This window comes from Paraburkholderia sp. GAS42 (assembly GCF_050436565.1).
Classification (GTDB): Bacteria; Pseudomonadota; Gammaproteobacteria; order Burkholderiales; family Burkholderiaceae; genus Paraburkholderia.
In genome coordinates, this window is record NZ_JBNDML010000002.1 from 148410 (window position 1) to 167194 (window position 18785).

Here is an 18785-nt window from a genome sequence, read left to right on the forward strand (position 1 = left end):
GTCCAGACCCATGTACTGGACGCTGGGCGGCCGCCGCAATTCGCCTTGGCGGTTAGCTGCGGGTCCGGCCCACGCATAATCTAAAGTAATACCAGACCGAAAATAAAGCGCATTGACGCTCATTTTCGTCAATCCAATACTCAAGTCATAGCGGGAACAATCGAAGTCCCGACAAACCTGAACGTTGGAGAAAGACGATGTCTGAAGTGCAGTTCAAGACTCATGGTGAGTTAATTCGAAGCCGTCAGCCTGGTCACGGTATGCCCGGCGAACTCTTTGGCCGCCAGGACGTTTTCGAAACGGATGTCGATGTCTTTTTTCACAAGCACTGGATTCTGGTCGGGGTCACGGCGGATGTTCCCGAGCCTGGCGACGTTTCGGCCGTTGATATCGGCAAGGCTTCCATCATCATCGTGCGCGACGATGACGAGAATGTCCGGACTTACCGCAACGTCTGCCGCCATCGTGGCGCTCGTCTGAAAGAGGCTGGGAAGTCGACGGTCGGCATGCTGGTATGTCCTTATCATCAGTGGACGTACGACCTCGACGGAAGTCTGCGCCACGCTGCCCACATGGGGAAGGATTTCGACCCGACCTGCCGGAGCCTGATTCCAGTGCATACGAGGATTGTGGGAACGCACATTTTCGTGTGCCTGGGCGATAACGCGCCAGAGGACATCTCGAAGCTGGAGGAGGCGATGGTTCCGCGTTTCGCACCGTACGACCTGCGGAACACCAGGATTGCCTTCGAGTCCGAGATTATCGAGAACGGCAACTGGAAGCTGGTGATTGAAAACAACCGCGAATGCTATCACTGCACCGCTACGCATCCAGAACTGACGGCCTCATTCCTCCCGGAAGATTTTGGATTCTGTCCTGAGAATCTCAGCGAAGAATCGCTGCGGGCGCTCGAAGAATACAAGGCGCGAAACGCGGCTTGCCAGGCAAGCTGGGAAAAAGAAGGCTTCGTCAGCTCGACGGTCGAGTGGCTGGACGGAGATGCGGTGACGCAGTTCCGTTCGCAGCAACTTGTCATCGCCGGCCATGGCGAGTCGCAGACCATGAGCACAAAGGTCGCAAGCACCAGGCTGTTCGGAAATCTTCAACGGCGCGACCTCGGCGACACACATCTTTGGACTCACAATTCGTGGACGCACGTCATGAGCGACCATGCGGTGATTTCGTACGTCATCCCGCTCGCGCCGGACAAGACGCTGGTGCGCTCGAAGTGGCTCGTGCACGCGGATGCCGTCGAAGGCGTGGATTACACCGTTTCTGACCTCACCGAAGTCTGGGTTGCGACGAACATGCAGGACAAGCATCTCGTCGAAATCACCCACGAAGGAACGCAGGACCCGGCCTACCGGCCCGGGTTGTTCTCACCCTTTACCGAAGCGTATGTCGACCAGTTCTCGCGCTGGTACGCCGCACGGTTGAGCGCTCACGGCATTTGAAGACGGGCAATCATGAACTCTGTTGAAACAGTCTTCGCTCCCGCACTTGATGCCGCAGACAGGCTCGCAAATCCTGTCACCTGGGAAAGTGGCGGCAGGCTTTGGGCGAGTAGCGAAAAGCAGACGCTCACGTGTTGTCGCGTCATCGATGAAACCCACGACGTGAAGAGCTTCGAATTCTGTACTGGCGACGGTCTTCCCGTACGCTTCGAGCCCGGTCAGTTTATGACGGTTTCCGCGCATGTGAACGGGCAATCGGTCGAGCGTTGCTACACGATATCCTCGGCTCCGACGCGGCCCTATCTGCTCGCCATTACCGTCAAGCGGGTTCCGGGCGGAACGATGTCGAACTGGCTGCACGACAACATGCAGCCGGGAAGCCGACTTGAAGCGTATGGTCCGTCAGGCACGTTCACGCCGACGGCCGCGCCGGCAGCGAAGTCGCTGTACTTGTCGGCCGGCTCCGGAGTGACACCCTTGATGTCGATGACACGAGCGGGCATCGACCTGGGGCTCGACCGGGATGTCGCGTTTGTGCATAGTGCAAGGACGCCCGCCGACATCGTCTTTCGTGAGGGATTGCGGCGGCTCGCGAGACGCTCGCCGCGTCTGCGTCTTTTCTTTGTCTGCGAGGGTGTTGGAGACGAGGATGATTGGGCGGGCGCCACTGGGCGTCTGAGCCTCGAGTTACTCTCGAAATGGCTTCCGGATTATGCAGAACGCGAGGTGTTCACGTGCGGTCCGGCCGGCTACATGAGCGCCATCAGAGAACTGCTGCGTGAAGGTGGTCACGACCCGGCTCGATATCACCAGGAGAGCTTCGACATCTCCGCCGTTGTTGCCCCAGAACCCGCCGCGGCTGAGAGCGAAGCGGCGCAGAACACTTTTACCGTCAAATTTTCTCGCTCTTCAAAATCCTTCACGATGAACGCGTCAGAGACGGTGTTGGTCGCAGCCAGAAAGAACGGCGTCGCAATCCCGTCGTCGTGCAGTCAAGGCATGTGCGGCACTTGCAAGACGAAGGTCCTTGAAGGTTCGGTGGACATGAAACATAACGGCGGCATTCGTGAACGTGAAGTGCTGAAGGGCTTCCGTCTGCTGTGCTGCAGTCGGCCAACCTCCGACCTGGTGCTCGAGTTGTAACGCTCACTGGTCAATGGCTGTGAGCCGCGCTTGCTGATGTGCGCGGCTACTCCTCACCGCGAACACAATTCACCTTCGTCATCTGTCTCCATATTTTTTGGCCTGCCCTTTGGGGCCGACGAGCGCAGTGCGTACAGATTCGCGACCGCAAGGCCGTTGCAATCCCACAGCTTCGCGAAGCCGCGGCATCGGCGAATGGTCGGATCGTCGAGGTTTGCGTCGGCGGTGCCCGGATTGAGCATCACGAACAGGGCTGTCGGCTTCATCGGCGCCATCGATTCCCACGCGGGCCGCTTGGGCAGGTAGCGGTAGGCGCCGCATGCGCTAAAGATTGCGCTCATGCTACGATTCCTTCATGAGGATGACGGAGGTTGATATGGCTACGTTTGCTATCGACGGCGTACGCATCAGTCCCGCTACTGACCGCGTCACGCACGTGCGCTGGGCTCTCATCGACCCGAAGACACACGAATGGCTGTCCCCGCCCCAAATCGCAGAGGTGGACGCCGCAGTAAGGGCCATACGTGCGGGAGACGTCGTTTGGTCCCTGTTTACCCTCGGTGGCGTGAGATTTCTGGGTCCAAAAATAAAGATCGTTGCGCACCCCGGCGGTCATGATGGGATCGACACGGAGATTCCCGACGGGAAGATCGAAAAGTCCATAGACGATCTGCCGAACGTTTGACTGAGTGCCTGCGTGCTCGTTGGTAGTCATACCAGGGTTCCTTGAAAGCGACGATGGGGGCCGGCATGCAGTTCGACTGCAAGCAGTTCCACATCGACGCTTCGCCGCTCGATGAAGGCGGCTGCTACTACGCCCGCGCAAAGATCTACCGGCGCGCCTCGGTGGGTGGCGATGCCATCGAGGTGAAGTATTCGGGCGACCTCGGTGACTACCCTCCGATGCGGACGGATTCGAGGCGGCGCGCCGCTGGGCGATGCAGTGGTGCGATGAGCACTCCGCTCAGGTCGCGAGTTTCGATTCCTGGAGTATCTCGATGGAGGCTGACATGTGGGATAAAGTCGAACACGAGGGATTTGAAATCTGGGTACTGCCGTTCCCCGTATTCGGACCGCCGGTTCCCAATACTCCCTTTAACTACAGCGGGTATTACTGCCGCCATGGTGCGGATGCACATCTGGTTGACCCGAGCGGTCGGTTCCATGAGCTCGCTGGGACATTCCCCACTGAAGAAGAGGCGAGAGAAGCTGGATACAGTGAAGGCCGGCGTCTCATTGACAAGCTGCTGTCCGAAGGTGGCTGGGCTGTTGGCAACAGCTGAATCAGTGATTCCCTGGCTCTCCCTGCTCTGTAGATTGCGACAGAGCGGCGTCGTAGCCGGGAAAATCAGGCCAGCACCTTTCCCATCGAAAGGTCAGCCAAAAACTCGCTTACCTATTGGCACTGTGTACCTGGGATCGCTGAGAGAACCTCCGACTACAAACTCGTCGAGTGCGAGTGTTCAAGGAATGTCGTTACCCGTGAAGTTCATGACCTGGAAGACATGTGCTGATCTGTTGACTGAAGCGTCGTGCGCTTCAGTCAACAGGATGTGGTTTCGGGTTTAAGCGATGCCGGCGCCAAGGGCCGGGAACACATCGGTGAACAGCAAAGCGATCAGCTGTTGTCCGGCCGGGGTGGACCAGTCCTGCGCGATTTCCGCCATGAGCGTGTTGGTGGCGGTGAGTACCACGCCCGCATCGTGCATCCGTTGACGCGAAAACGCTTCGGAAAGATCGCTGGGCGATCCAGATGCATCCATCACTGCCTGCACGGCAAAGCCTTCGAGCGCAGCGTCAATGGCCGGGAAGATCAGGCAAACGTCGGTGGTGACGCCCGCCATGATCAGGTTCTTGCGCCCCGTGGCGAGCACCGCATTGCGGAAGTCGGGGTAGGCCCAGGCATTGACGACGCCGGGGCGCCTGACGCGCGCGGCATGAGCTTCGGGCAGGATCGCGGCGATTTCCGGAAGAATGGGGCCTTGGGCGCGATCTTCCTGACTGGACGTGATCACGACCGGCAGATTGAGGATCTTCGCCATCTTGGCCAGCGCAATCGACTGCCTGGCTGCGAGTTCCCGGTCGATATTCCTGATCAGTTGCATCGTGCCAACCTGATGGTCAATCAGCAGCAAGGCGGTGTTGTCGGCAGTGAATCGTTCAACCTTCATGATGTAGTTCCTAAGTAGTGGTGGGGCGCACGCCCTGGGGTGCGTGGCGGCTTGCTACAGCCTTCCCATCTCGCCACGGCGGTAAGCGGTGGTTGCCGCGATCAGGCTCTCCTGGCTCGCAAAAGCCATGGGTCCGTTTGACAGTACCGGTTGGCGCAGCGGCTCGCCGATGAACACGGCGACCTTGGCGCCTCCAGCCTTGGCGGCGAGCTTGTGCGTCGTCGCGTCGGTCGCGGCCGGCAGGATCGGGGCAGCGAGGTTGTCGAGGCCGAAGCGTTCGCCATTGAGCTCCGCGTTGCCGAAGATTGGCATGAAGAAGGCGCGCTGGCCCGCGGCCACCGGCAGCGCCAGTTCAGCGCCGGCCTCCAGCGTGATGTCGAGCAAGGTGACCTCGGTCGGCGGTGTCAGCGGGGAACGCACGCCGTCGAAGCTGCCCAGGGGGACGCGGACCCGGACGCCGGGGCGCTGCACCACCGGCACGTCCTGCGGGGCCAGGCTCAGCGCGAACGGCGCCGCGTTCTGCCGGTCCCGGGGGAGATTGACGAAGATTTGCAGCAGGTGGGTGGTACTTCCCGGCACCGCGGGATTCTCTTCATGGATCAACCCCCGCCCTGCCGCGGTCCAATGCAGCCCACCCGGCTCGATTAGCGTGTTGTTGCCCAGCGAATCACGGTTGGCAATTCCTGTTTCCGAGTCGAGGAACAGGTAGGTCACCGCGGAGAAGCCGGCGTGCGGATGCGGCGGGAAGGTGGGCGCGCTCATCCACGCATGGTCGATACCCATGAACGGATCGAGCAGCAGGGGATCGGCACCATGCAGACGGTACGCGCGGAAATGGTTTCCCCGGTTGGCGCGCTGCATGCGGGCGGTGGCTGTCGACATGGCGCAGTCCTTAGACGTTACCGGCCGCATTCAGCGCGGGGTAATCGATGTAGCCCTGAGCGCCGGGCGTGTAGAACGTGTTCTTGTCCGGGGCATTGAGCGATGCGCCCTGGCGGAAGCGCTCGGGGAGATCCGGGTTGGCGAGGAATGCACCGCCGAAGACCGTAGCGTCGGCGCGTCCCTCGGCCAGCAGATTTTCAGCGGCGGCCTGGTCAAGGCCGCCCCCGACCAGATACGCGCCATCGAAACGCGGGCGCAACATGGCGTGGTAATCGACGCTGGTACCGAACAGGGCGACGTGCAGATACGCGAGATTGAACCCGCGCAGACGTTCGACGAGATACGTGTAGGTTTCCTGCGGCGCGGCGTCGGAAATGTCGTTGAAGTTCATTTCCGGCGAGATCTTGATCCCCACGCGATCGCCACCGGCCTCTGCCACCATCGCGTCCAGCACTTCAAGAACGAAGCGCGTGCGGTTCGCAACCGAGCCGCCATATTCATCCTCGCGCTGATTGCTGCCGGACGAGAGGAACTGTTCAGGCAGATAGCCTGAAGCAGCATGCAATTCGACGCCGTCGAAGCCCGCTTCGAGCGCGCGACGCGTCGCCATACGGTACTCGTCAACGACACCGGCGATCTCATCGAGACGCAGCGCGCGCGGCGTGACGAATTCTTCCATACCGTTGCCGGTCCAGGTCTGTCCTGCCGGCTTGATGGCCGACGGTGCCACCGGCAGCGCGCCGTCCGGCTGCATCGATGGGTGCGAGATGCGCCCGCTATGCATCAGCTGCATGACGATACGTCCTCCGCGGGCATGCACGGCTTCAGTCACCCGCTTCCATACGGCCACCTGGGCATCGCTATGGATGCCGGGTGTACGCACATATCCCTTACCGGTCGCGGACGGAAACACGCCCTCAGTAATGATCAGACCTGCGCTGCTGCGCTGGGCGTAATAGGTGACGACGACGTCGTCAGGAACGCCCGCGTCATCGGCGCGCGAGCGGGTCATCGGGGCCATCACCATGCGGTTCGGGATGGACAGGCCGCCAATGCGGACCGGGGTAAAAAGCTGGCTCATGTTGTGTTCCTCTACGGTGATGTGCTCATCAGATGCAGTCATCATCCAGCAAACCGTAGACGGGATAAAGATGGCAAAATGGAAATCATTGGGCCATTTATGGAGCAGTGAGATGGAGTTTCTGAACGACATGGCGTTGTTTGTCGACGTGGTCAAGGCGAAAAGCTTCCGCCGCGCAGCCGAGGCGACCGGGGTGCCGAACTCGACGCTATCGCGCCGGATTGGTGCCCTCGAAAAGGCGATCGGATTGCGCCTTCTGCATCGCACGACCCGCAAGACGGAGTTGACCGAAGCCGGTCAGCTCTATTTCGAGCGCGCGAGGCGCATCGTGGACGAGGCGCGGCTTGCGCACGAGCAACTCGGCGAAATGCTGGCCCAGCCAGTGGGTGTGTTGCATGCGTCATTGCCGGTGGATTTTGCGAATATCTTCCTCGCGCCGCTGCTCGCAGAATTTGCACGCCGCTATCCCGGCATCACCTTCGAATTCGACCTGACGCCGCGCCGGGTTGATCTGGTCACCGAGCCGTTCGATGTCGCGATCCGCATGGGTGAACCGCCGAGCTCGAGTCTGATTGCGCGGCAGCTCGCCCGTTTGCCGCGGTATCTCTACGCATCACCGCGTTATATCGAAACCTATGGCGAGCCAGGCGAGCCGGCCGACCTGGAGCGGCACGAATGTCTGCGCCTCAGCCCGGCAGAGGTCAACGGATGGACGCTGCACAGTGAAAGCGAAAGCGAACCGGCCGAGGTCGCAGTGGGCGGTCGGTTCCTGCTGAACAGCGTCGGCATGATCCGGCGACTCGCGACCCTGGATCTGGGCATCGCTGTACTTGCGGAAGAAGTGGTCGCCGAAGATGTCGCCAACGGGCTGTTGCGCCGGGTGATGCCGGGGTGGCAGGCCCCGGCGGTTCCCGTCTATGCCATCACGGAGACGCGGTTGTTACCAGCGAAGACACAGCGCTTTATTGAATTTTTGCGAGAGCACCTGGGGGAGTAGTGCCTGTCACCACGCAACCATCTGCCCGGCCGCTCCGATGCCGACGCGAAAGTTGCACCGGCGAAGAGGACGACGGGTTTCATAGCGTTTTCCTTCGATTGCCTAGACATGGCTGAGCACAGCGGCAGCGATCACCAGGGTCGCTCCGGCGCCGACCACGAAGGCCAGCGTGCGGACAACCGGGATGCCGGCGGCGTAGACGACGTAGTGGACGAGCCGCGCCCCCAGATAGACCTTGCATGCCACGATTGTCGCCGGGGTGCTCATGCCGGTCAGCGCCGCGATGACCACGAGAGGCGCGAACACGGCCAGGTTTTCCACCGCGTTGGCGTGCGCGCGGCGCGCCCTCTCGGCCCAGGCCGGGTCGGGCGGAAAAGCTGGATCGGGATTGGCCAATGTCTGGGCGGGCCCGCGCGTCAGGATTCTCGCGAACATGTACGGGATCCACATCAGGACCGTCGCTGTGGCAATCAGAGCCAGGACATGGAGTTCCGGTGTGAGCTTCATAATTGGCGGCCTCTTATCGCTCCGAGAGCTTCAGTTGGATTTCGAGTTGACGGGCGCGCCCGTCGTTCTGGTGAACGAAAGCGCGAGAGGGAAGCCCTTCTGCAAGAGGCGCTTCGCGGCGACGCTGCCGGTTGCGCCGCCGATGTGTTCATCGACGGCGCTCCTGCGCTTACTTGCTTTGAATCAGAAGACCCAGCGGGGCGAGCGGACCGACGTGCATCAACTCATACTTTGCGTACCTGCCGGCCGTGAGCGGCAGGGCTTCTACCGCCGCCCTGGCCTCTTCGATCGTTTCGACGTTCATGAGGAAAATCACGCCGGGCTTATCCTGGCGGAACCAGAACTGCTCGATCTTGCCGTCGAGATAGAGCTTGAGCGTGGCAGGCACTTCGTTCGGCATGATCTGCTGGCGCTGTTCCGGCGAGAGCGGCTGAACGATCGATGCGACAGCTAAAACCTTCATGTGGATCTCCCTGGTTGAAGTTCATTGCGTTGTGCAATGGAGAGCACTGTAGTCGTCGCGGGCAAAAATCTGTATCGTCACAAATGCCAACTTTAAGGTCATTTACGCCATGCGCATTTCGGTGCTCGCTCTTGACGGATTATTCGATACCGGGCTCGCTGTGACGCTCGATGCGCTTACCGCCGCGAATGGGCTCGCTGCCCGCCTGATGGGCGGAACACCTCGTTTCGACGTATCAACCGTAGGCGTGCGCAAAAGAGTGCGTTCTGGCCAGGGCTTCACGATTCCCGTACAGGCCATCACGCCCGATCTGAAGCCGGACTGGGTGATCGTTCCGGCGCTGAATACGACGACTCCGGATCGGCTGATCCCCGCTCTCGAACGGGCGGATGTGAGGCGCGCCGTCGCGCAACTGCTGACGTGGCATCGCGAAGGCGTACGTATTGCCGCTTCGTGTATCGGGACGTTCCTTGTGGCGGAGGCCGGCCTTCTCGATGATCGGGAGGCAACGACGACCTGGTCGCTTGCTCCGCTGTTTCGGCAACGCTATCCGCATGTCTCGCTCGACGAGTCCCGCATGCTCGTGCCATCGGACATCGGCGTAACCGCTGGCGCAGCGATGGGACATCTCGATCTCGTCCTCTGGTTGATACGCACGGCGAGCCCGGGACTGGCGTCCCTCGTTTCACGCTACCTGCTGGCAGACATTCGCTCCCTGCAGGCGCCCTACATCATTCCCAACCATCTGGCGCAGGCCGATCCTTTGATCCAGCAATTCGAACGGTGGGCCCGGGATCATCTGAAGGAGGGATTTTCGCTGCAGGAAGCGGCTGGCGCGCTGGCGACCAGCACGCGGACACTGCAGCGCCGTTGCCAGGAAGTGCTCGGCAAGTCACCGCTTGCCTGGTTCCAGGACCTGCGCGTCGAACGCGCGCAATCCCTTCTTCACGGCAGCGGGCTCGATATTGAAGCGATTGCCGCGGAAGTTGGCTACGAAGACGGGGCAACGCTGCGCACGCTCTTGCGCCAGCGGCTCGGGCGAGGCGTGCGCGATCTGCGTGCCGAACTGATGTAGTGAAGCTGGTTCCTGACTCCATCCGATCAGGATACGTTTAAAGCGGCAACATGAGGATGGATTCCAGTCAGGGCCACCTGCGCTTGCGGCGTGCCTTGGGCTCGCTTTTCCGTCCGGCGAAGTACAAAGAATCTTGTGGCGTAAACGGCTGCAAAGTTGTCGTTTATGACTCTGCAGTCTGTCGCGTTCCAGCATTAGACTTCACTCCATCGTGCGTGGCACGGCGAACAGGAGGAGAAGATGACCGACGCAGCAGAGATCGAGCAGCACTACGGACCGAAAGGCCTGCTCGAACGCCTGAAACTTGCCCTGTCCGCAATGGGACACGAAGCAGGTCGTCTGCGGCTGGAGGAACTTGCGCCCCTGGATCAATTTCATTCCCGGGGCCTGGACGCTACGGTAGAGCTCGCGCAGGCGCTTCGGATCGACGGCTCGACGCGCGTCCTCGACATCGGGTCAGGCCTGGGTGGACCGTCTCGCTATCTGGCGGCGACCTACGGTTGCACGGTGCATGGTATCGACCTCAGTCTGCCGTTCGTCGAAGCGGCGACCTTCCTCGCGGAACGAACCGGACTCTCCGACAAAGTCACCTATCAGTGCGCGGATGCGCTCGGCCTTCCGTTCGGTGTCGATGCGTTCGATGTTGCATGGACGCAGCACGTTGCCATGAACATAGCCGACCGCGCGGCGCTCTACCGTGAGACGTCTCGCGTGCTGCGCCCGGGAAGCCACTTTGCCATCTTCGATGTCGTCGCGGCATCCGATACCCCGCTGCATTACCCCGTTCCGTGGGCTCGCGGGCCCGAAACGAGCTTTCTCGTTACCGCGGATGCGATGCACCGTCTGCTGACGGAACAAGGGTTTCGGCCGATCTCGTGGGTCGACAGCACACAGGCCGGAATCGCCTGGTTTGCGGAGCGGCAAGAGGCCCGGGCTCAGCAATCAGCCCCGCCCGTGCTCGGCCTCCATCTCGCGATGGGCCCGGGCTTCGGCGAAATGACAGCCAACCTCGCGCGCAACTTGCGTGAGGGACGTGCGGCGCTCGTCCAGGCGATCTACGAAAAATCCTGACTGACCAACGCGAATCGCGCGTCGCAATCCGCGAAGACGCTTATGCCTGATTTTCGCGGACAGCTTATGCTTAACGGCACGATCAATGTGCCGTTAAGCATAAAGTGGCTATCTGCCTGACTCCCCGCCCGCGCATTTTGTTACCGCAGAAAAAGAAGCGGCCAGGCGGCGCCGGTAGTTCCGTCTTCACCGGCCTGCTATTGCTTCCCGGGGGCTCGATTGCGCTGCCTTTCGCCACGTGTGCGACAGCCCCTTGCAATCCTCCTTAATCAAAGTCCGCATGCGGAGGTTCAATGCAACAAAGTGAACCAGCGCCGGAAAGCGGAATGAGCAGGCAGCGCGTCGGGTCAGCCGGGTCGGTGTCCTTCGGTCAGGCGCTGCGGTACTGGCTTAGGCTAGGCTTTATCAGCTTCGGAGGGCCAGCCGGGCAGATCGCCATCATGCATCAGGACCTGGTCGAGCGAAAACGCTGGATTTCCGAGAAGCGATTCCTGCACGCATTGAACTATTGCATGATTCTTCCCGGACCCGAGGCGCAACAGCTTGCCACCTACATCGGTTGGCTAATGCATCGCACGTGGGGCGGCATCATTGCCGGGGCGCTCTTCGTACTCCCGTCGCTTTTCGTCCTGATTGCACTCTCCTGGGTCTACATGGCTTTCGGCAACGTCCCAGCCGTCGCAGGCGTGCTTTATGGGATCAAGCCAGCGGTCACGGCCATCGTGGTCTTCGCTGCATACCGGATTGGCTCGCGCGCACTGAAGAATGCGTGGCTGTGGTCGATTGCGGCCGCTGCATTCATCGCCATTTTCGTTGCGAATGTCCCGTTTCCGCTGATTGTCCTCGTCGCCGGCGTCATCGGTCACTTTGGCGGCAGGTACGCTCCGTCGAGATTCGTCGTTGGAGGAGGGCACAAGGCCGGTGAAAAGGCGTTTGGTCCCGCGGTCCTCGACGATGACACGCCCACTCCCCGACACGCGTTGTTCACGTGGAAGCGATTCACCGTCGTGCTCGCTGCCTTCATGCTTATCTGGCTCGCGGCTATCGCTGCACTTTCTTTCGTCTACGGTTGGACCGGAACGCTAACCCAGATGGCCTGGTTCTTCACGAAAGCCGCCTTGTTAACCTTCGGGGGCGCATACGCAGTGCTGCCGTACGTCTATCAGGGTGCCGTCGATCATTATCACTGGTTGACCGCCCCGCAGATGATAGATGGCCTGGCTCTCGGAGAGACGACGCCCGGACCGCTCATCATGGTGGTCTCGTTTGTCGGGTTCGTTGGCGGCTGGACCAGGGCAGTGTTCGGGCCGGACGCAGTGCTCGCATCCGCAGTCGTTGCGTCCATCGTCGTGACGTTCTTTACGTTCCTGCCGTCTTTCCTGTTCATTCTGCTCGGCGGACCATTCATCGAGACAACCCACGGTAACCTGAAATTCACCGCGCCTTTGACAGCCATTACCTCGGCGGTAGTTGGCGCCATCGTGAACCTCGCGGTTTTCTTCGCCCTTCACGTGTTGTGGCCACATGGCATGCAGGGCGGCTTTGACTGGCTATCGCTGCTTGTTGGCCTGGCCGCGGGCATCGCATTGTTTCGATTCAAGCTCGGCGTGATTCCGGTTGTGCTTGCGTGCGGCGTCATCGGTCTTGTACTGCGGTTGTTCATGTTATGACGCCGCTCGCGGATGTGAAGCCAGATTCCCGCCGCCATCAGTGCCGCCGCTAGCAGAACAGCAGGCGTGCAGTCCAACGCCCCGGCCGGGCTTAAACAGGTCGCCGCCATGAAAGGCGAAAGGGAGTCGAAAGATACCCCTTCCCCCTATACAAAAATTGCAAAAGATATATACTCCCCGGGGGTATAAGGGGAATGCGATGGGTCACACAGTTCAGGAAAAACAGAGGCTTCTCAACAGGGTTCGCCGCATCAAAGGCCAGGTAGAGGCCATTGAACGTGCACTGGAGGAAGAGCACGGTTGCGCCGATGTCCTGCAGCGAATTACGAGTTGTCGGGGAGCGATGAACGGCCTTCTTGCCGTGGTGCTGGAAGACCACATCAGGAATCACCTTGTCGATGCGGACACGGGCGAGGAGCCAGATGGCAGCGCGAGTGAACAGCTCATCGAAGTTGTTCACAGCTATTTCAGGTAAGCAGGGCTGGAAATGAGTGATTTCAAAAACGCCGCATTCGGCGCAGGACACGACCACATCTTTCTGGGTGCCGGTCACGAAAAGAACGAGCGTAAAACGTGGGCCGTGATTGCGCTGTGCAGCGCGATGATGCTGATTGAGATCGTTGGCGGAAGTATGTTCGGGTCGCTTGCGCTCGTGGCCGACGGCCTCCACATGTCGACACATGCAGGGGCAATGCTGATTGCGGCGCTCGCCTATACGTATGCGCGCAGACATGCTGCCGATTCCCGCTTCGTATTCGGAACAGGCAAGCTGGGCGACCTCGCGGGATTCACCAGCGCCATTGTGCTCGCGATGATTGCCCTGCTCATCGGGTACGAGGCGGTCTCGCGTTTTCTGTCGCCGGTGCCAATTCATTTCGGCGAAGCGATACCCATCGCAGTGGTTGGCCTGCTGGTCAATCTGGCGAGTGTGTGGCTGTTGAGCGGCGATCATCACGGTCACAGTCACGGCCATGTTCATGGTCATGATGACCACGCTCACGAAGAGGCAGCAGAGAAGATTTCTACTCCGTCCGGTGTATTCGCCGTTTCCATCTTCGAAGATGGCGTGCCACCCGTTTTCCGCATTGCGCCGGCCTCGGCGAGCTCACAACTGGACGCTTTGGCCGTGTCGGTGACGACTATCCGACCAGACGGTGCGCAGCAGGTATTTACGTTGGCAGACCGTGGTGCTTACCTGGAATCGAAGGAAGACATTCCTGAGCCGCACGCTTTTAAGGCCGTCGTGCGGATGCCGGACGGCGAGCACGAGGTCGAATTCGCGGAGCATGAGCATGGCCACGACGCGCATGACGCAGCTACGCGGGACCACAACATTCGCTCCGCGTACATCCACGTTATGGCTGACGCGGCTGTATCCGTGCTGGCCATCATTGGCCTCGTGCTGGCGCGGACGTTTGGATGGCTCTGGATGGACCCGTTGGCGGGTGTCATCGGGGCATTGGTGATTGCAAACTGGTCGTACGGATTGATGCGCGACACCGGAGCGATTCTGCTCGACATGAATCCCGACCGGCGCATGGCGGAGAACGTGCGTTACGCGATAGAAGACCGGGGCGACAAAGTCGTAGACCTGCATGTGTGGCGGGTGGGTCCGGGTCACATGAGCGCGGTGGTGTCGGTGGCGACGAATGAGCCCCAGCGGGACTCGCGCTTCTATCATGCCGTGCTCGAGCGCTTCAAGGGGCTGTCGCATGTCACGGTGGAAGTACAACCCTCGCAAGCGGCGGCCTGACCCATGGCAGTCGAGTCGCCGTGCGTCGACGTTTGTAAGATTGATGGCAAGTCCGGTTTATGCGTTGGATGCTTTCGCACACGCGATGAAATTCGCGGATGGAAGCGTATGACCGACCACCGACGCCATCAGGTGATTAACGACAGGTCGAGCCGTGAGGCAAAGCTGCAGCGCGAATCGCCAGACTCGTTGGTGCGGGCAGAGAATGCCGTGGGCGGCACCCTGCAGGCCAGCGAGCCGGCTGAACGCACTGCCGGCTTCCCGCGCGAGCATCGAGAAGACAAGGAGGGGCCATGTTGATTGATCTGGAAAGTTTCACGCCAGGCTTGTCCCTCACCGGCGGCCTTCTGATTGGCGCTGCCGCCGCCGTGCTGGTTTTCTTTAACGGACGTATCGCCGGCATCAGCGGCATTCTCGGTGGTCTGTCTGGCATGCAGGACAAGGATGTGGGATGGCGTATCGCCTTTGTCGCTGGACTTGTCGGGGCACCCATCCTCGCAAGCTTGCTGGGCAAATCGATAGCGCCTGATATCCAGGCTGGGTGGAGCGAAATCATCGTTGCCGGATTTCTTGTCGGCATCGGCACACGTTACGCCAGCGGATGCACAAGCGGCCACGGCGTCTGCGGCATCTCACGCGGCTCGATTCGCTCACTTGTGGCGACGGCGACATTCATGGCGAGTGGTTTTTTGACCGTGTTCGTGCACAGACATCTGCTGGGAGGCTGAGATGGGGCTGCTCACTGCGTTACTTTCCGGGCTGCTATTTGGCGTCGGCTTGATGGTGTCAGGCATGGCCAATCCGGCGAAGGTATTGGGGTTTCTCGACATCGCGGGACGATGGGACCCCTCGCTCGCATTGGTGATGGCCGGCGCGATAGCTGTCGGCGCGATGGCCTTTCTTTTTGCCAGACGCCGGAAGTTTTCCCTGCTGGGGGCGCCCATGCGGATTCCCACTAGCGCGGATGTAACACGGAGGCTTGTTCTGGGTAGCGCGGTGTTCGGCGTGGGCTGGGGACTTGCAGGATTTTGTCCGGGGCCCGCACTGGTTGCGCTAGGCGCCGGCTTTCCTAAAGCGTTGGGTTTTGTTGTCGCCATGCTCGCAGGAATGGCGGTCTTCGAGTGGCTGGAGCGGGCGAAATTGACTCGGCAGCAAGCCTGAGTTGCTGCCCGGAAAGTGCTCTTTCCCGCTAGCCGGCCGGTCTGCTTCGATGAGAGGGTGGCCCGACGCGCAGACGCCGGAGCAGTCACGTCGGATAGAGATGACGAAGCAGGGAACTGACGAGGAGAAGCAACATGATCGATGGACTGATAGCTGGACGCCTGTACGGCGAAGCCCAGATCCGGACAGGACAGAACGGGAAGCGGTTCGTGACGTGCAAGGTGCGGGCAACCGCCGGCGACGGGGATACGCTTTTCGTCAACGTGATTGCTTTCGATGACGACGTGCAATCGGCGTTGCTGGCTCTGGGTGACGCCGATAGCGTGGCACTGACCGGCGCCCTGACGCCGAAGGTCTGGACGGACAAGAACGGTCTTGTGAAACCTGCGCTCGACATGGTCGCGCACGGGATCCTTACGGCGTATCACGTCCGCCGCAAGAGGCAAGCCGTCAGCGGCGAATCAGCGCCGCACGACCCTCACGCCGAGGATCACCTGGATGACCCGATATGAACCGGCTGGCCGCCCGGACCATGCCGGATATCGCGTGCTATGCTTGACCACGCAACGGACTTCCACGAAACAGACCTGTATCTGCGTCGACGATGAGGTAAGCGCCGTTTCAAACGTCGCGCAGGTCGGCACAGGGCTGAGTCGGGCACGACCGCGATCGCTGACCATGGACTATCGTCATCTGCAACAGCGCAAGAGCCTGCACGGCCGCATCGTGCAGGAACTCGGCATGGATATCGTGAGCGGCAAGGTGCAGCCGGGCCAGCGGTTGCCCGCTGAAGCTGTACTGTGCGAGCGCTATGGTGTCAGTCGCCCCGTACTGCGCGAGGCGACCCGTGTGCTCGTGGCAAAAGGGCTGGTCGTGTCGAAACCGCGTGTCGGCAGTGTCGTGAAGCCGCGCGCGGAGTGGCATATGCTTGACCCTGACGTCCTGTACTGGACGATCAACAGCATTCCGGAAGGCGAATTCTTCAGTTCCCTCCTGACCGTGCGCCGCATCATCGAACCCGCGGCGGCCGCACTCGCCGCCACCGCAGCCACAAACGACGATCTTGCGCGCATCGCGTCTGCTTACGACCAGATGGAGCGTGCGGAAACCGCAAGCGCGCTGCTGGATCCCGATCTCGAGTTTCACCGCGCAATCATGGCGGCCACCCATAACGATATGCTGGCCTATATCGGCAACATGCTGTCGCTCGCCCTGTCGGAATCGATCAAGTTGACGAGTCGCCATCCAGACACGCATGCGCTTTCGTTACCGCGCCACAAGGCGATTCTGACCGCGATCCAGAGCCGTGACCCGCTGGGCGCGCGACACGCCAGTCTGGTCCAGCTCGACAATGCGCGCGCGGACGCTGAGCGTATTCTGGAAACCGGCAGCCATCACCCGGCGTAACCGTCACCCGGATGCGACAGCAGCGCCTGCGCCGGTCAATGCGAATGTCGCGGCACTTCCGCGCCCCGGCAGCCCACCAGGAAATCGAAGTCACAGCCCTGATCGGCCTGCAATACGTGCTCCACGTACAGATGCCGGTAGCCGCTCGCATCGGCGGGATCGTCTTGCCGGGCTTGACTCCACGCTGCGAGACGCGCAGCCAGTTCGTCGTCGCTGACGTCCAGATGCAGGTGCCCGGCATCGCAGTTCACCTCGATCCAGTCTCCGTCCTGGACCACCGCAAGCGGGCCGCCCGCGCGAGCCTCGGGTGCTACGTGGAGCACGACCGTGCCGTATGCCGTGCCGCTCATTCGCGCGTCGGATATGCGCACCATGTCCGTCACGCCTTGTGCCAGCAGTTTCGGCGGCAGACCCATGTTGCCTACCTCCGCCATGCCGGGATAGCCCTTGGGGCCGCAGTTTTTCAATACCAGCACCGAATCGGCGGTCACGTCCAGGTCGGGTAGACCAATGCGTGCCTTGTAGTCCTCGAAACTCTCGAACACCACCGCTCGCCCGCGATGCCTGAGCAACGCGGGCGTGGAGGCAGAAGGCTTGAGCACCGCCCCGTTCGGCGCGAGGTTGCCGCGCAGCACGTATAAGCCGCCATCGGGGAAGATCGGGTTGTCTAGCGTGCGGATGACTTCGTCGTTGTAGAGCGGGGCGTCCTTGCAGTTTTCCCATAAAGACTGACCATTCGCGGTCAACGCACCAGGATGCGGCAGCAGACCGCCTTCGCCGAGGCGGCGCAATACCGCAGGCAGACCACCTGCGTAATAGAACTCCTCCATCAGGTAGCGGCCCGACGGCTGCAGATCGACCAGCGTCGGCGTGCCGCGTCCGATCCGGGTCCAGTCATCGAGTTCGAGGCTCACGCCGATGCGGCCCGCGATGGCTTTCAGATGAATCGCCGCATTCGTCGAACCGCCGATCGCCGCATTCACACGAATCGCGTTTTCGAATGCTTCGCGCGTGAGCAGTTTCGACAGACGCAGGTCCTCAAGCGCCATCTGCACGATACGCATGCCCGACATATGCGCCAGTACGTAGCGGCGCGCGTCGACTGCGGGAATCGCGGCGTTGTGAGGGAGTGTCACGCCAAGCGCTTCGGCCATGCAGGCCATCGTCGAAGCGGTTCCCATCGTATTGCACGTGCCCGCTGAACGCGACATACCGGCTTCCGCCGACATGAAGTCGTGCAGGGAAATTTTGCCCGCCTTTACCTGCTCGCTCAATTGCCAGACGATCGTGCCGGAGCCGATATCGCGGCCTTGATGCTTGCCGTTGAGCATCGGGCCGCCGCTTACGACGATCGCCGGCACATCGCAGCTTGCCGCGCCCATAAGAAGCGCGGGGGTCGTTTTGTCACAACCGACCAGCAACACGACCGCGTCGATCGGATTGCCGCGAATCGACTCCTCGACGTCCATGCTCGCAAGATTGCGTGTGAGCATCGCCGTGGGACGCAGGTTCGACTCGCCATTGGAAAACACGGGGAATTCAACCGGAAAGCCGCCTGCTTCCAGCACGCCGCGCTTCACGTGTTCGGCGAGCTTGCGAAAATGCGCATTACACGGCGTCAACTCGGACCACGTGTTGCAGATCCCAATAATTGGCTTGCCGTGAAACTCGTGATCGGGAATGCCCTGGTTTTTCATCCAGCTTCGATACATGAAGCCGTTCTTGTCGGCTGAGCCGAACCATTGGGCAGAGCGTAGCGGGCGCGTTCCGTTCTTCATGTCCCTTTCCTCCTTGACGCTACCTCGATAGTAATACTATTAAAGTGGCACATAGTGCGGATCGTATCGATAACGCGCGACCCGCGGAAAACGAACCAGACCCGTCCCGTCATCGTGTTGCGCTGCACCGCTGGCTGCGACTACGGAAAGCTGCGTTGTGCCGCGAAAATTA

At 60.9% G+C, this 18785-nt stretch carries 21 protein-coding genes and 2 pseudogenes; 16 read left to right on the top strand and 7 right to left on the bottom strand.

The genetic code is table 11. The annotated features are described in order from the left end of the window. Positions 1 to 197: 197 nt before the first annotated feature. Both P3T16_RS03245 and P3T16_RS03250 read left to right on the top strand, forming a co-directional pair. Positions 198 to 1454, top strand: coding sequence for an aromatic ring-hydroxylating oxygenase subunit alpha (locus P3T16_RS03245; RefSeq protein WP_429341152.1), 1257 nt, complete (start codon positions 198 to 200; stop codon positions 1452 to 1454). A 12-nt stretch (positions 1455 to 1466) separates the two neighbouring features. Continuing rightward, entirely contained in the window at positions 1467 to 2597 is a 1131-nt protein-coding gene (locus P3T16_RS03250; RefSeq protein ID WP_429341153.1) for a 2Fe-2S iron-sulfur cluster-binding protein, read from the top strand. A gap of 53 nt (positions 2598 to 2650) precedes the next feature. On the opposite strand, the gene P3T16_RS03255 is transcribed toward P3T16_RS03250, so the two are convergent. Continuing rightward, positions 2651 to 2938, bottom strand: coding sequence for a DUF1643 domain-containing protein (locus tag P3T16_RS03255; RefSeq protein WP_429341154.1), 288 nt, complete (start codon positions 2936 to 2938; stop codon positions 2651 to 2653). A 35-nt stretch (positions 2939 to 2973) separates the two neighbouring features. Between P3T16_RS03255 and P3T16_RS03260 the strand changes: the two genes are divergently transcribed. The 3 genes and pseudogenes from P3T16_RS03260 to P3T16_RS03270 all read left to right on the top strand — a co-directional run bounded on the left by P3T16_RS03260 (position 2974) and on the right by P3T16_RS03270 (position 3880). Beyond that, on the top strand, positions 2974 to 3282 hold the full coding sequence (locus P3T16_RS03260) for a hypothetical protein (RefSeq protein WP_429254184.1): 309 nt from the start codon (positions 2974 to 2976) through the stop codon (positions 3280 to 3282). Between the two features lie 65 nt (positions 3283 to 3347). Continuing rightward, a pseudogene (locus P3T16_RS03265) lies at positions 3348 to 3562 on the top strand (hypothetical protein); the annotation flags it as partial. Positions 3563 to 3595: 33 nt separating this feature from the next. Further along, positions 3596 to 3880 carry a hypothetical protein gene (locus P3T16_RS03270; RefSeq protein ID WP_429254508.1) on the top strand — a complete coding sequence of 95 codons (285 nt, stop codon included), beginning with the start codon at positions 3596 to 3598 and terminating at the stop codon, positions 3878 to 3880. A 282-nt stretch (positions 3881 to 4162) separates the two neighbouring features. Here the strand turns inward: P3T16_RS03270 and P3T16_RS03275 are convergent, their stop codons facing one another. The 3 genes from P3T16_RS03275 to P3T16_RS03285 are packed head-to-tail and all read right to left on the bottom strand — an operon-like array spanning position 4163 to position 6731. Then, positions 4163 to 4768, bottom strand: a complete 606-nt coding sequence (locus P3T16_RS03275; protein ID WP_429254185.1) for an isochorismatase family protein — start codon at positions 4766 to 4768, stop codon at positions 4163 to 4165. A 54-nt stretch (positions 4769 to 4822) separates the two neighbouring features. After that, complete coding sequence (locus P3T16_RS03280; RefSeq protein ID WP_429341155.1) at positions 4823 to 5650, bottom strand: pirin family protein; 828 nt, start codon at positions 5648 to 5650, stop codon at positions 4823 to 4825. Positions 5651 to 5660: 10 nt separating this feature from the next. Continuing rightward, positions 5661 to 6731: an alkene reductase gene (locus tag P3T16_RS03285; protein WP_429341156.1), complete on the bottom strand. Its 1071-nt coding sequence runs from the start codon at positions 6729 to 6731 to the stop codon at positions 5661 to 5663. 112 nt (positions 6732 to 6843) lie between these two features. On the opposite strand from P3T16_RS03285, the gene P3T16_RS03290 reads away from it, so the two are divergent. Beyond that, positions 6844 to 7728 carry a LysR substrate-binding domain-containing protein gene (locus P3T16_RS03290; RefSeq protein ID WP_429341157.1) on the top strand — a complete coding sequence of 295 codons (885 nt, stop codon included), beginning with the start codon at positions 6844 to 6846 and terminating at the stop codon, positions 7726 to 7728. A gap of 102 nt (positions 7729 to 7830) precedes the next feature. On the opposite strand, the gene P3T16_RS03295 is transcribed toward P3T16_RS03290, so the two are convergent. Together P3T16_RS03295 and P3T16_RS03300 are read right to left on the bottom strand one after the other, a co-directional pair. Then, on the bottom strand, positions 7831 to 8235 hold the full coding sequence (locus tag P3T16_RS03295) for an MAPEG family protein (RefSeq protein ID WP_429341158.1): 405 nt from the start codon (positions 8233 to 8235) through the stop codon (positions 7831 to 7833). A gap of 169 nt (positions 8236 to 8404) precedes the next feature. Beyond that, entirely contained in the window at positions 8405 to 8698 is a 294-nt protein-coding gene (locus P3T16_RS03300; RefSeq protein ID WP_429341159.1) for a hypothetical protein, read from the bottom strand. Positions 8699 to 8807: 109 nt separating this feature from the next. Between P3T16_RS03300 and P3T16_RS03305 the strand changes: the two genes are divergently transcribed. From P3T16_RS03305 to P3T16_RS03350, 10 genes and pseudogenes are all read left to right on the top strand, one after another. Beyond that, the gene (locus tag P3T16_RS03305) at positions 8808 to 9773 is read left to right on the top strand and encodes a GlxA family transcriptional regulator (protein WP_429341160.1); all 966 of its coding nucleotides are present in this window, start codon (positions 8808 to 8810) and stop codon (positions 9771 to 9773) included. Positions 9774 to 10013: 240 nt separating this feature from the next. Further along, complete coding sequence (locus tag P3T16_RS03310) at positions 10014 to 10844, top strand: class I SAM-dependent methyltransferase (RefSeq protein WP_429341161.1); 831 nt, start codon at positions 10014 to 10016, stop codon at positions 10842 to 10844. 326 nt (positions 10845 to 11170) lie between these two features. Further along, a complete protein-coding gene (gene chrA, locus P3T16_RS03315; RefSeq protein ID WP_429341162.1) occupies positions 11171 to 12514 on the top strand; it encodes a chromate efflux transporter in 1344 nt (447 codons plus the stop codon). Between the two features lie 199 nt (positions 12515 to 12713). After that, positions 12714 to 12989, top strand: a complete 276-nt coding sequence (locus tag P3T16_RS03320; protein WP_429254192.1) for a metal/formaldehyde-sensitive transcriptional repressor — start codon at positions 12714 to 12716, stop codon at positions 12987 to 12989. A 12-nt stretch (positions 12990 to 13001) separates the two neighbouring features. Next, on the top strand, positions 13002 to 14267 hold the full coding sequence (gene dmeF, locus P3T16_RS03325) for a CDF family Co(II)/Ni(II) efflux transporter DmeF (protein ID WP_429341163.1): 1266 nt from the start codon (positions 13002 to 13004) through the stop codon (positions 14265 to 14267). A gap of 3 nt (positions 14268 to 14270) precedes the next feature. Then, a pseudogene (locus P3T16_RS03330) lies at positions 14271 to 14453 on the top strand (DUF1289 domain-containing protein); the annotation flags it as partial. Positions 14454 to 14560: 107 nt separating this feature from the next. Continuing rightward, the gene (locus P3T16_RS03335; RefSeq protein WP_429341164.1) at positions 14561 to 14995 is read left to right on the top strand and encodes a YeeE/YedE family protein; all 435 of its coding nucleotides are present in this window, start codon (positions 14561 to 14563) and stop codon (positions 14993 to 14995) included. Between the two features lies 1 nt (position 14996). Then, on the top strand, positions 14997 to 15428 hold the full coding sequence (locus tag P3T16_RS03340) for a DUF6691 family protein (RefSeq protein WP_429341165.1): 432 nt from the start codon (positions 14997 to 14999) through the stop codon (positions 15426 to 15428). A gap of 134 nt (positions 15429 to 15562) precedes the next feature. Continuing rightward, positions 15563 to 15940, top strand: coding sequence for a single-stranded DNA-binding protein (locus tag P3T16_RS03345; protein ID WP_429341166.1), 378 nt, complete (start codon positions 15563 to 15565; stop codon positions 15938 to 15940). Positions 15941 to 16106: 166 nt separating this feature from the next. Next, entirely contained in the window at positions 16107 to 16835 is a 729-nt protein-coding gene (locus tag P3T16_RS03350; RefSeq protein WP_429341167.1) for a FadR/GntR family transcriptional regulator, read from the top strand. Positions 16836 to 16870: 35 nt separating this feature from the next. Here the strand turns inward: P3T16_RS03350 and P3T16_RS03355 are convergent, their stop codons facing one another. Beyond that, entirely contained in the window at positions 16871 to 18613 is a 1743-nt protein-coding gene (locus P3T16_RS03355) for an IlvD/Edd family dehydratase (protein WP_429341168.1), read from the bottom strand. Positions 18614 to 18785: the final 172 nt, after the last annotated feature.